Origin of the sequence: Alkalihalobacterium sp. APHAB7 (assembly GCF_048323755.1) — a bacterium.
Classification (GTDB): Bacteria; Bacillota; Bacilli; order Bacillales; family Bacillaceae_F; genus Alkalihalobacterium.
In genome coordinates this window covers 1-13708 of sequence record NZ_JBLWFS010000048.1, presented here as the reverse complement: position 1 = coordinate 13708, position 13708 = coordinate 1, and the positions used below count along the sequence as shown (strand labels likewise).

At 37.1% G+C, this 13708-nt stretch carries 8 protein-coding genes; 2 read left to right on the top strand and 6 right to left on the bottom strand.

Features of this window, described 5'->3' with window-relative positions:
- Positions 1-552: 552 nt before the first annotated feature.
- On the bottom strand, positions 553-3807 hold the full coding sequence (locus ACNSTQ_RS22500) for an SNF2 helicase associated domain-containing protein (protein ID WP_418201985.1): 3255 nt from the start codon (positions 3805-3807) through the stop codon (positions 553-555).
- 217 nt (positions 3808-4024) lie between these two features.
- Here ACNSTQ_RS22500 and ACNSTQ_RS22495 point away from each other — a divergent pair, with 217 nt between their 5' ends.
- Positions 4025-5089 (top strand): AbrB family transcriptional regulator, encoded by a 1065-nt coding sequence (locus ACNSTQ_RS22495; protein WP_418201984.1) that lies wholly within the window; start codon positions 4025-4027, stop codon positions 5087-5089.
- Positions 5090-5524: 435 nt separating this feature from the next.
- Here the strand turns inward: ACNSTQ_RS22495 and pepF are convergent, their stop codons facing one another.
- A complete protein-coding gene (gene pepF, locus ACNSTQ_RS22490; RefSeq protein WP_418201983.1) occupies positions 5525-7327 on the bottom strand; it encodes an oligoendopeptidase F in 1803 nt (600 codons plus the stop codon).
- A gap of 169 nt (positions 7328-7496) precedes the next feature.
- Positions 7497-8867: a hypothetical protein gene (locus tag ACNSTQ_RS22485; RefSeq protein ID WP_418201982.1), complete on the bottom strand. Its 1371-nt coding sequence runs from the start codon at positions 8865-8867 to the stop codon at positions 7497-7499.
- 439 nt (positions 8868-9306) lie between these two features.
- On the opposite strand from ACNSTQ_RS22485, the gene ACNSTQ_RS22480 reads away from it, so the two are divergent.
- Positions 9307-10530, top strand: a complete 1224-nt coding sequence (locus ACNSTQ_RS22480; protein ID WP_418201981.1) for an MFS transporter — start codon at positions 9307-9309, stop codon at positions 10528-10530.
- A gap of 123 nt (positions 10531-10653) precedes the next feature.
- Here the strand turns inward: ACNSTQ_RS22480 and ACNSTQ_RS22475 are convergent, their stop codons facing one another.
- The 3 genes from ACNSTQ_RS22475 to ACNSTQ_RS22465 form a co-directional block, all read right to left on the bottom strand.
- Positions 10654-12009, bottom strand: a complete 1356-nt coding sequence (locus ACNSTQ_RS22475; protein ID WP_418201980.1) for a flavin monoamine oxidase family protein — start codon at positions 12007-12009, stop codon at positions 10654-10656.
- A 174-nt stretch (positions 12010-12183) separates the two neighbouring features.
- Positions 12184-12906 (bottom strand): amino acid ABC transporter ATP-binding protein, encoded by a 723-nt coding sequence (locus tag ACNSTQ_RS22470; RefSeq protein WP_418201979.1) that lies wholly within the window; start codon positions 12904-12906, stop codon positions 12184-12186.
- On the bottom strand, positions 12903-13526 hold the full coding sequence (locus tag ACNSTQ_RS22465; protein WP_418201978.1) for an amino acid ABC transporter permease: 624 nt from the start codon (positions 13524-13526) through the stop codon (positions 12903-12905). The genes ACNSTQ_RS22470 and ACNSTQ_RS22465 overlap by 4 nt, the downstream gene beginning before the upstream one ends.
- Between the last annotated feature and the right edge of the window lie 182 nt (positions 13527-13708).

The following is a 13708-nucleotide window of genomic DNA, read 5'->3' as shown; positions in this document are numbered from 1 at the left end:
ATTTCGCACTCTGTAAATATCTTTTTACTCATTGTACTTTCCCCAATCCCCATTTTTCTTTAATTATACAAAAAAGTACCCTATAGGTAGACTTTTTTTAATGTCTACTCTATAGGGTACAGTTTATATCAGGGTCAGCTTTTTTAAATTCCAGCGCTTAATACTAGACTAATACTAGACGAATTAATAGAACACCGTAAAAAATTCCCAAAGATATTAGCAAACAACCACGACACTTCATGTCTTTTAAAACTTATGCAATATTTATTCACTCTCTATACATAACCGTTCATCCATAACAAAACATTGTTACACCTGACGTCTAGGGTATCTAATTTAAATCACAACACTGTCCACCACAGGAGAACACTAAGGAAGATGTTTTACATTATGTCCAATTTCCTTCTAGTGATTTATATACTAGAAAAACATACTCATTATATAAAAATAGAGAACACGCAGCCATTTTTAGACTACTTGTTCTCTATTTAATACGTATAGTTTTCTGAAAACTATCTTTTTACTTTTTCTCTATAACCTACTTCATACAGACTAACCTAGTAACTCCAAAATCTCCTGCTCCGTTAAACTGGTGAGCATCGTTTCTCCAGGTTGAATAACCTTTTCAATTAACTCTTTTTTCGATTGTTGCATCTCATAAATTTTTTCTTCTATCGTTCCTTGAGCGATCATCTTAATTACTTGAACGACATTTTTCTGTCCAATCCTGTGCGCTCGACCAGCAGCTTGTTCCTCAATCGCTGGGTTCCACCACAAGTCATAGAGTATAACGGTGTCTGCTCCTGTTAAATTCAAGCCTGTACCGCCTGCTTTCAATGATATCAAGAACAAGCTATTCTCTCCTTGATTAAATCGTTCTGCCATTTCTACGCGTTCTTTTCCTGGTGTTTGTCCGTCCAAATAAAAATAGTTATAACCTTCTCTTTTTATTCGTTCTTCAATAATTTTAAGCATTGAAGCAAATTGAGAGAAAATAAGAATTCGTTTCCCGTTATCAATGGCAGTTTGGACAGTTTCGAGGAGTTGCTCCAACTTTCCAGAACCACCATCGTACTTTTCTAAAAACAATAATGGATGACAACATAGCTGACGCAGTCTTGTTAGTGCCGCTAATATTTTTATTCTGCCTTTATTAAGCCCTTCTGTTTTTAGGATTTCTGAAGTTTCTTGCTTCACCTTTTGTAAATATCCGACATATAATTCTTTTTGGGTTTTCGTTAACTCGGAAATTTGTACAGTTTCAATTTTATCAGGAAGTTCTTTTAATACGTCACTCTTTAAGCGGCGGAGGATGAACGGCTTAACCATTTTTGAAATTTGATCAAGTTCTAGTTTGCTAAACTCTTGTTTTTTTGGGAAAAAACCTGGCAGTAATACGTAAAAAATCGACCATAACTCTTCAATAGAGTTTTCAATTGGTGTCCCACTTAAAGCAAAACGCTTTGGTGCCCGTATCGAAGTGATCGCTTTAAACGTTTTCGTCTGCGGGTTTTTGATCGCTTGTGCTTCATCCAAGATTAAAGTATCGAATGTCTTTTCAACGTAAAGATCACTATCTTGTCGCATTAATGGATAAGAAGTAATACAAACATCTACATCGTTCAAATCCTCAAGCTTTTGTTTTCTTTCTTCTGGAGCACCGTCGATAACAGCAACTTTTAGATTTGGAGCGAACTTTTGACATTCACTTTTCCAGTTGTAGATCAGTGAAGCTGGTGCGACCACAAGCGACGGAAATTCAGATGGATGTTCTTCTTTTTCCGAAACAAGATACGTAATACTTTGCAATGTTTTCCCTAGTCCCATGTCATCGGCTAGTATGCCACCCAACCGATACGAAGATAAGGTCTTTAACCATTGGTAACCAAAGTTTTGGTAATCCCGTAATTCAGCCTTCACATTTTCTGGGAAAGCGAAATCAAGTTCATCGGGGTGTTTCAAATTTTGCAAAAGCCTACGGAAAGCTTTACTGTACTTTGCTTTATAGTGTTGATCTTCTCCAATAATATTCTCAAGTTGCATACTTCGATAAAGAGGAATTTCAACCTTACCATTATCAAGCTCTGAACCATGAATATCCAGCTGTTTAAAAATCTGATCCATTTGTTGAAATGACTTGTCTTCAAATGATAGAAATGCTCCATTAGGCAAACGATAAAAGCGTTTCTTTTCTACAACCGCTTGTAAAATTGCTTGTACAGCCTCTTGTTCGATTCCTTCTACGTTAAAACTCACTTCTAGCCAATTCCCACTTGAATCAATATCGATGGAAGTGGAAGGTTCATACTGTTCGTAACCTAATAAACTTTTAGCGGTGTTTGTTAGAAAAACATTAGCCGCTTGCTCAAAAAGAGGAAGAGTATGAAAGAGAAAGTCATAAATCTCTTCGTCCCCATCAACATACAATTGATCACCGTTAATTTTTAAAAAAGAGCTTTCAATGACATCCATAACTCGTTGTTCGTTTTCTACATCTCGAATAATAATTCGGTCATTCACATCAGCTGTTCGACCATCTCTTTCAAACGGATTAATCATAATGTCACCATAATGGTGCTCTACTTTGACTGTAACTCTCTCTAAGTCATAATCTATAAAAACGTTGGAACGAAGTGGAACACTGATCAAGTCATCTTTCAGCGTTTCATCCATTTGAATAGTAGTAAGTTTATTTAATTTAGGAACGACGTGCGATACAAATTGTTCAATTTGTTCTTTAGAAATGGCTAGCGTTTCTTGAGTTATAAACCGTTCCAACTCTTTCATATACGTTTGTTGTTCGTTCGTTAATTTATAAAGGTTTCTTTCGTCAAACGCATAACCGTACATCTCCATAAAAAATAGGTCTTGCAAATGACTCAAATCAACAATAAATTCATTCTCTTCGCTTTTTAATAACTCAATTGAGTAAGGTAACTCAAAATACGGATGGATCTCAATGGGTTGTGTCCTTCCATATGCATCACTATATAATAACTCGGTTCCTGAGTCTGTAAATGTTGAAAACAACCTATCTATTGAATAAGGAGCAATCAGTAATTCTCGGTTAGGTATAATGGACGTCTTTGACCAATAATTAGGAGACATACGCGTATATAATTGTTCTTGCGCATACATGTCATAAAGCATTTCTAATAGTTTTTCGTCATTAGTTGTAAACCGGTGTTCAAAAGGATCAAAACTAAAGTTATTCGTAAAAAAATATGATTTTTGTTCGTGGTAATGCTTAAGAAACTCACCGATTTTTTTTACAACATACGTTCTTTTCGGACCAACCTTTAGTTCAATCGTAAAAAAATACTTATCTTGCATAGAGTATGAATTATGTATTTTTAAATAGTATTCTACAGTCAACAGTTCCTTTGTAGGTAAGCTTTGTTCAGTCTTCTCGCGAGGACGGAGGTTTGTAAAAGAGTTGATTAGCGCTTTAGCTGTTTCATAACTTCTTCGTTTTTGTTGTTCTTCATAAAACGTTTGACTTTCTTCTAAAGATCCATTTTCAGATAGTTTAAGTAAAACAGCCACACTATGTTTACATTCCCCGTAACTGCCATGGGCGGGACAACTGCAATGATCAACAACCATTCCATTTTTCTTAACACTAACTTCAACATCATAAGACTCACTTCCGATTACTGAAGCACGCCATACTTGTTCTTCAGCATCATAGTACAAATCCTCTATTCGATTTTCATAATAATAAACAAGACCCCGTTTAAAAACAGAACTAGAAAACATATCTTTAATTTCTGATTTAGTAAGTGTCAAATCAATTTTCGATTTCATGGTTCATCAACTCTTCCTATACACAGTTCTACTTGCATTATACTACGGTATGGAATGAACATCCAATTAGCTAATCATTTCCTATTCTCTTCCACTTTTCTGTATGTTTCCCTGCTATTCATGATCTAGAAAAATATTTCGACAGGCGAAAGTGTTAACAATGTGTTAAGATTTTCATATGTATCTTATTTATAATGGATAAAAGGGGTCTTTGAAAATGAACACGACAGAGTTTAAAAAGTTTTTGGAAACCGTACTTTTAGGTCTTGTAGGCGGGTATGTGTTCGGCCTTGCTAACCTCCCATTACCTTGGGTGTTAGGTCCATTAACATTCGTTATGCTATGGCAAGGTTTCTCCAAGCGTAAAGTAAACTGGCCTAACCCTATTAAACAAACTGGATTAATTATCCTCGGGATTTATTTTGGATTGTATTTTACAGCCGAAACATTTCTAACAATAGGACCTTATTTCCTTCCGTTTCTTGTCGTAACGACTTTAATAATAAGTGTAAGTATTGTCGTAAGCACCCTGGTCACCAAATGGATTGAAGTTGACCAAGTGACAAGTGTATTCGGTTCTATACCTGGCGGCTTAACAGAGATGGTCATCGCTAGCGAATCATTAAATGCAAAATCTTCATTAGTTGTCATCTTTCAAACAGTCCGTTTATTAACCGTTCTGTTTATTGTTCCCACGATCATTGTCTTTTACTTTACTGGTCAACAGCAAGTAACAGGAGCGTCGGAAGTGGTTGCAGAAACATTTACTTGGGGAGGGTGGAACTATTTATGGTTCATACCTCCGGTTATAATTGGAGTTTTCATTCAAAATAAAATTCCCGCTGGGATTGTCATTGGACCTCTTGCGATTACAGCGCTCATGAACATCGGGTTAGTTAATCTTCCAAGTATACCTGAATTTGTATTACTCGCTGCACAAATGGCGGTTGGAATTAGTCTTGGTAAGAGTATTTCTTTTGCTGACTTAAAAGTAGGAGGTAAATACTGTTACGTTTACTTTGGCATTACACTATTTTTAATTCTAACTTCTTTTGGATTAGGTGCAGGGTTAGCCTACTTCACGTCACTCGACTTAGCGACCGCGGTATTAAGTGTTGCACCTGGTGGAATTATTGAAATGGTCTTAACGGCAGCATATGTCGGCGGCGATCCAGCCATTGTCAGTGCGCTCCAGCTCACCCGGATTTTGGTCATTATTATATGTGTCCCCCCTCTTTTGAAGTGGTACTTTAAAAAGAACGCTACGAAACATGCCGCGTAAGAGTTGTACTAATGATAGACGACTAATCAGCCTCTTTATCGCTGACTTTCGCTCAACCTATTAAGGTCTATTAGTGAATAGATTGGAAGCGCTCGTTTTTCGTATTATAAGAAAAACGGGCTTTTCTAATGTGGTCGAACCCCACTTCTTCATTATTGCAGCTGTGCCCCGGATGAATGTTCTACTTTTGAACCATTTCACCCGATTTCTGGGCGAAGACGCCGGTCTGAACCAAATGCTCAAAATAACCACAAAAAAAGAAAAGTGCCGAGCACCATTGGATTTGGCACTCAACACCTTAACTCTCCCAACTAACCTAAAATGTACAACATATGACTTTAAGACACCATCTAGCTACTTATCTAGGAACTAGCATTTTCACACTTTTATCCTACCGTAAGAAAAGTACTCCTGCTACCGGAATAGGTGAAAATGTTATTCAAATCCCTTTTCCAACTCATCGATTAGAGAACCGACAAACTGAACGGTATTTCGAATTGGCTCTGGACTAGTCATATCAATACCCGCCATTTTCATAAGCTCAAGAGGTTTTTTCGTGCCACCTGCTTTTAATACTTCCATCCAACGTTCTGCAGCAGGCGGTCCCTCTTCTTGAATCATTTGAGCTACTGCTGTTGAAACCGTTAACCCTGCTGCGTAGGTATACGGATATAATCCCATATAATAGTGAGGCTGACGCATCCAAGTCAGACGAGCTCCCTCATCAACTTCTACTGTATCACCCCAGAAATCAGATAATACAGCTCCTTTTAAGTCACATAAAACGTTCGCTGTAATCGGTTTTCCTGCTTCAGCATGAGCGTAAACACGACGTTGCATTTCACCTTCTAGCAAGTGCGTTACATAGTTATGGTAATAGGTACCTAACACTTGTACGATTACCGCTAAGCGTTTGCGAGGATCTGTCGATTTAGCTAGTAAAGAATGACTCAGTAACATTTCATTTAATGTGGACGGAGCCTCAATAAAATACAAAGAAGGTCTTGTGTTATGATAACGTTGATAGCGACCAGCTAAAGCAAAATGTCCAGCATGGCCCAGTTCATGCGCTAACGTGAAAGCTGAACGCATTTTCCCTGCCCATGTCATTAAAATATATGGATGTACCCCGTATGGACTCGAACAAAAAGCACCACTGCGTTTACCAACTGTATCTGCATAGTCCACCCAGCGCTCATTGATTGCTTTTGTCATAATCTCCATATATTCAGGTCCCATTACTTCTAAAGCTTCAAGGACTTCTTGTGCAGCCTCATCGTACGTAACATCTGGGTTATACTCTGGGTCAAGCGGTGCTTTTAAGTCACATAAGTACATTTTATCGAGCCCAAAGACACGTTGCTTTAACTTAGCGAAACGTCTCATATGAGGAGCTAATTCCGTTTGAATGACATCTAAAATATTATGATACATTTCTTGTGTGACTTGTTGTGGCTGTAACAACATATCCGTTACCGATTTATAATTACGCTCTCTTGCCATAACAACTTGTTTCTTAACTTCTGTTGCATATGTAGCAGCAAATGTGTTTTTATATTGATTTAATGTTTTTGTATAGGAAGCATATGCTTTTCTTCGCTCAGCAGTATTCGATGACTGTTCATAATACGTTTCATATAATGCTAGAGAGACATGTTGTTCTTCGCCTTGTTCGTCTATAATAGGGTCAAACTGCATATCTGCTGTTTTACTACGTGAGTAGATTGAAAAAGGACCATCTAATACTTCACCTAATGAAGCTAAGATCGCTTCCGTTTCCGGTGATAAACGATGTGGTTGTGTTTCAAGAAGTTCCGTTAATGTTTTTCGATATGTGTTAAGTCCTGCCTCTTTACTTAGAAACTCTTCAACCATTCCTTCAGGCAAATCTAAAATTTCCGATTGAACAAAAGAAAGCGCCGCATCGATGGAAGCTACAGTCGATGAAGCATGACTAGCATTCGCCTGATACGTTGGATTCGTTCCATCAACAGACGTATTTAAGTGAGCATATGTGGCCGCACGAATTGTGCGTTGTAAGAGTTCATCTTGAGCTTCTAAACAGGCAAGCAAAACCTCAGCGCTTTCACCTAATTTCCCTTTAAATTGAGTCACTTTTTTTGCTTCCTCATGTAATTGATTGAGTTCCGCTTCCCACGCTTTATCAGACGTAAATAAGTCACTTAAATCCCACGTTTGTTCCAGCGGTGCATCTGTTCGAGCTAATCGTTTGGACAATTTTATTCATCTCCTCATTCGTAAAATCTACTAAGAAACTATTAAAATATATTTCGTAATCCGAAGATAAAACCATTATACCACGTTTTCTGCATTCCATGAGACCCTAATTAGGAATATTCAGTTTTATTAAGTTATTTTCTATCCTCCATGTATAAGTAAATCTCTACTACAATAATAGAAAGCCCATCAACACTCCGATTGCTCCATAAAAAAGGGCAAACGGCATGTTACGAAGGGTAATTCGATAGGGGTTTTGATTCGTATTCATTGAAGTCATAGTGACAGTTACTCCATAAGTTCCTACTGTTGCTGTTGCCAATGCACCAGTAATAAGAACGATTCCGATACTAACAGGATTTATTAATTCATAAAGTGGTGGCAACACTTCGATTAGGACACCTATTGTCGCGATAGGATGTACACCAATCATACTCATTAACAAATAGGTGATTTGAATTAAGATTAATATAACCAATGGTTGGTCAGAAGCTCCTAAAAACGGCTGTTGAATTACCTGAAGAAACGGTGTTTCATTTAAACTGCTAGAAAAGAAAGCTAACGATAAAAATAACACAACAAAGTTCTGTAGATTATTCGTTCGAACTTTCCATGTTTTCCAGCCGATCGCACAAAAACTATGCCATCGTTTCATTAGCAAAGCCCAACCAAACGAAAACGGTAAAATGACTAACGTAACCGACAGTATGAAGTTTAAATTAAAATAGTTGCTAATAGTTATAACCGTGACTAGAAATGCTGTCAGTGCAAGTAATAATTTAAAGATTTGAATAATGATGTTCCTCGAATTTATTTTTCTCGTTATCCCGTCTCCAGCTGAATGATATGGGATCTGTCGCAATTTCTTTTTACTCCACAAACTATCAAGAGTAAATATAATGAAGGAAAATAAGAACATCCATGGTAAATAAGTGAGATAACTTACCCCTGTTGCGTCAACCGTAATGGCCACAATAATCTCCATCGGACTCCAGGCTAATGCAAGAGCAAACGCTCGTAATGTCGATTTGCTAATAAAAGAGTCGCTAATTTGCTTCTTTATTTTTGCCATGTTCTTTTTTAGAACGTCTTGTGTAAAAGATAAAGCAGATAAGTTAATAAACGTACATAGAATATATGTCGTAAATGAACTTCTCACATACAATTTTCCTAGATCGCCCACATTAACTTTCATAATCTCATAAATGCGTCGATCATAACGACCTGAACGGACAACACTATTCATCCATGGAAGTACAGTTAAAAAAGCTAACAAAGGCATCGTCGACGTCGTATACAGTGGTATTTCATAGATCGGTAGACCGGAATAAATATATAATCCAAAACCAATCACTACAAAGATAGTTCCCATAACACGAAACAATCGTGTTGCACCTAAAAAAGAAATACCTAACATCGGCACTGCTAAAATTCCTACAATATAAGTGATTATCAGATTTTCAATAAACGTATTAACGATAAAGAGGAACAATATGGAAGTATATATCCAATATAAATTGCCATTGATCCATTTGCACATATGATTTGACCCTTCTTTCAATCGTTCCTTTTCTAAAGGTTATATTATACATCGTTTTGTTATCGATTGACTCCTTTATCCAAAGCACCTTATAAACTTTACTGTTTACTATTATTGTCATTTCACTTATTTACTTGTTGCAACAATTATTAGAGCGTACCTATCTACACACGTCCCTATATTAAAGCCTCCATAAATGATAAATCTGCTTAACATCATCATAAATGATTAATTATTATTATCCAACAAAAATGATTTTTTTTGCTGAAAATTCATTTAATTACTAAAACAGGAAGGTAATTATTTTATTTTTCTAGAATCCATAGTAAAATTAATTATCAGAAAATTTAACTAAAAAGTCAAAAAAACTTACGGTCTACCAAATTCTCAAATAAAATCTATTTCAAAAAAGATAAATTTATAAAGGAGATTTGAAAATATGGACATAAATCAAAAAAAGAAATTGTGGCTTTATTCGCTTCTTGGTATGTTAACTACTATTGTCGTATTAGCTTTCGCAAGGCTTTCTTATGGTGTTGTCCTCCCATTTATGAGAGACGGTCTACAAATTACATACAAAGAAGCAGGTTTACTTGGAACGATTACATCATTTGGTTATGTTTGTACAGTCATGTTTGCTGGGGTTCTTGCTGCAAAGTGGGGTGGAAAACAAACGGTACTTCTTGGGATCTCAATTGTAACCTTTGGATTTATTGGATTAATTTTCACTCCGTTTTATTCGTTAACGATTTTATTTATGCTTTTATTAGGGGTTGGTACTGCATTTACGTATACTCCATTAGTCTCATTACTTGTGGCTTGGTTCCCGCAGCAGAAAGGATTCGTCATAGGTCTTACCGCAAGCGGGGTCGGTGTCGGACTATTACTAACGGGGGTTATCATTCCTGCATTAAATGCTAGTTTCCCTATTATTGGTTGGAGATTATCATGGGGACTGTTCGCTATCGTTAGTTTTACTGTCGTCCTATTGATATTACTTATAATTAAAAATCCACCTATCACTAGTTCCAAAGATGCTAATAATCATCAATCTTCTCCAAAAGAAATTTATAGAAATCCTGCCATCATTAATGTTGGCTTAATTTATGGAATTATTGGTATCGCTTACATTATTCAAATGTTGTTTATTATGAGTTTTATGATTGAATATGGGGTTAGTGCAACCTTAGCCGGACAATTAATTGCCTTAAACGGAATTTTATCTATTTTTAGCGGACCTATTTGGGGAATTGTATCTGATAAATTAGGAAGAAGAAAATCATTAATATTAACTATGGCTCTTACGTTAATATTTATGCTTCTTCCGATCCTTTACCCAACGATTCTCGGCTTTATCGTTCATATGGTCGGGTTAAGCTGTACTTTAATCGGCTTATTTACATTGATACAGGCCGCAAGTATGGACCAAGTGAAACCTGCAGATATGCCACTCGCTTTTAGTTATGTAACCCTTTATTTCGCGGTTGGTCAATTTATCGGTCCTACTGTTGCTGGCTGGTTAATCGATGATTGGGGTGGCTTCAAAAGCGCTTTTCTATTCTCGTCCATCTGTTTGACGATAGGATTAGTTTTGTGCTTAAAAGTTAGAAGTGCTGTACACCAAACTGAGTCAGAACCGAAAGTAAGTGCGGAAATGAACTAAATGATACTTCCACCATTTTGAGAAGGAATCCTCCCGTATAAAATTATAAATTTTTCTTCATATAAATTACAGCCTTTATGCAAAAAAAGCACGTGAGGTTCATTTTCAAACCTCATGTGCTTTCTACTGTTTAGAATGAAGAGCATGCCTGACTTCTTCAGCTGCTCTTTGTCCAGATTGTACGGCACCTTCCATATATAATCGCCACTCGGTTGCTGTTTCTGAACCGGCCCAGTGTATTGGACCGACTGGCTCAGTTAAAGCGCTGCCGCATTTTGTTAACGTCCCAGGTGGAAAATGACTACCATACCCACCCCGTGTCCACTTGTCTTCTGACCAATCTTTTTCGAAGAAGTGAGTAGGTGTCCCTGCTTTTTCTCCAAAAAATCGGACTAACGTTTTAATTGTTTCTGTTCTTCGATATTCTCGACCCATTTTACTATAGATTTGTGCATTCTCCCCACCTACTAAAATGGTCAAAACTCCGAACCTTTGATGTTCTGGTGAACTATCCATCGTTAAACTAATAGGCCCCTGATCTGAAAATAAAGAGCCATTCAAGCCAACTTCTCGCCAAAACGGTTCATCATATACAACTACCATCTTCATAACATAAGGAAAACTCGACTCCTTCTGAAGTTCAGTTCGAACTCCAGGTAACTCAGGATGAAACGTTATGTTCTCCGTAATATTAGGTGGAACAGTGATAATCACTTTTTTCGCTTTCCATTGTTCCTCTGCTGAAGAAACAATTACCTCATCACAAGTCTCATATTTAACTTCCTCAACTGGTCGCTCATACTCGATATGATCCTTAAGACGCTCAGCCATACACTCCACTAACGACGATGCTCCCGCTCGAATCCAAAACTGCTCAGCGGACAATAACTTGTTTACACTTCCTGCTGATTTAAGGAACCAAAAAACATCGAGTGCTGATACATAATACATTTTTGTACTTAATTCTTCTTCTGCCAATAACGTAAAATGGATTTTCCCCTCGTCTGTAAACATCGAAGTATTAACATAATCCTGCATCGTAATTCGATCAAGACTTTTCCCTAATTCTGAATTCCATGGGGCTTCGCCTGGGAGTTGTTTAATCATATGATTGATTTTCCGTTTGACTCTAAAAAGATCCATAAGGGCTAAACGTGATACTGGTGGTAAAAAACCATTCACTTCCTTTACTCTTCCTCTTTGTTCGTAAATCGTTCTCCCTTTTTGACTCGTCGAAATCGTTTCTAGATTAAACTCTGCAATTAATTGTTTCATTCTCTCGTGATGGGTGCTAATCCATTGGGCTCCTAAATCTAGACCGAAACGATCTTCTTTTAAACTATAAATTCGTCCTCCAGCACGAGGTCGCGCTTCTAAAATTGTAAAAGAAATATTTTGTTTTTTTAATTCATAAGCAGCTGTCAAACCAGATAAACCTGCGCCAATAATGATAACCTCTACTTCTCTATGAGCGTTCACCAATTTAATTCCTTCTTTCTAAATTCCTAGAAATTATCATTAGTATTACCTGTATTCCCTTTATTTCATTCTCTTCTATATTATGGATTTTGTCTATATAAAGAAAAAAAGGTCACAAATTAGAAAAGAAAAAAACGATGCTATAATGAATATACTAGCATCGTTTTTTTCTAATTATAATACCTTTGATAAAAAGGCTTGGGTACGTTCGTGCTGTGGATTACCAAAAATCGCTTCTGGTTCTCCTTCTTCCACAATATAGCCGCCATCCATAAAAATCACTCGGTCAGCTACTTCCCTAGCAAACCCCATTTCATGGGTTACAATGACCATCGTCATTCCCTCTTTTGCTAAGTCCTTCATAACTCCTAAAACACCACCGACCATCTCAGGGTCTAAAGCAGATGTCGGCTCATCAAACAACATAATGCTAGGTTCCATCGCTAGTGCTCTAGCGATCGCTGCTCTTTGTTTTTGTCCACCTGATAAATTATCCGGATAAACACTTGCTTTATCTGTCAATCCTACCTTCTCAAGAAGCTCCATCCCAAGAGTATCGGCTTCAGACTTCGATTTTCCTTTAAGGCGACTGGGGGCAGATGTAATATTCTGGAGCACAGTCATATGAGGGAATAAGTTAAACTGTTGAAACACCATTCCCAACTTTTGACGCATTTTATTAATGTTGTTATTAGGGTCTGTAATATCATTTCCTTCTATATAAATTGACCCTCCTGTCGGTTCCTCTAGACGATTAATACAACGTAAAAATGTACTTTTCCCCGAACCCGACGGACCGATAACACAAACAACTTCTTGTGGTTTAATTTCGGCATTAATATCTTTTAGAACTTCAAGGTCACCAAATGATTTTTTTAAATTCTCGATTTTAATCATGCGACATCCAATCTCCTTTCAAGCCAGCGAGAAAATAACGTTAATGTATAGATTAAGACGAAGTATAGTATTCCGACCATCCCTAAAATTTCAAACGCACGAAAGTTCATCGCATAGATGGACTGACCAGACATCGTTAATTCGGCAATACCGATAACGGAAAGAAGTGATGTATCCTTTATACTCACGATAAATTGGTTAACGAACGCTGGAATCATACGACGAACAGCTTGAGGTAAAATGATAATACGCATCGTTTGTGCATAAGAAAAGCCTAACGTACGCCCCGCTTCCATTTGTCCTTTGTCAATGGAATTAATTCCAGCTCGGAAGATTTCAACTAAATAGGCACCCGCGTTAATACTGATCGCAATAACACCCGCTGTAAAGGCAGTAAGTGTAATACTTGTCGCTGATGGCAGACCAAAATAAATAAATAAAATTTGTACTAATATCGGTGTGCCGCGAATTAAATCAACATATATGGTTGCTATAGCTCGTAACAGTTTATTTCTAGAAATACTACAAAGTCCAAAAGCTAAACCAATGACCAATGCAATTAAAAGGGAAATGACCGTAATAAGAACTGTAATCCACATCCCTTTTAATAACACTGGCATCGCATCGATGATGATCTGTAAAGTCTCGATTGTAAGTTCCTCCTTATGATTTAAGTATCGAGTAGGAGGAGGTGATTAACCTCCGACCTCTCACACCACCGTACGTACGGTTCCGTATACGGCGGTTCAATTTTATACTAAGCATGTACTTTGTTGTAATGTTGGACACAAGAGATTAGCCC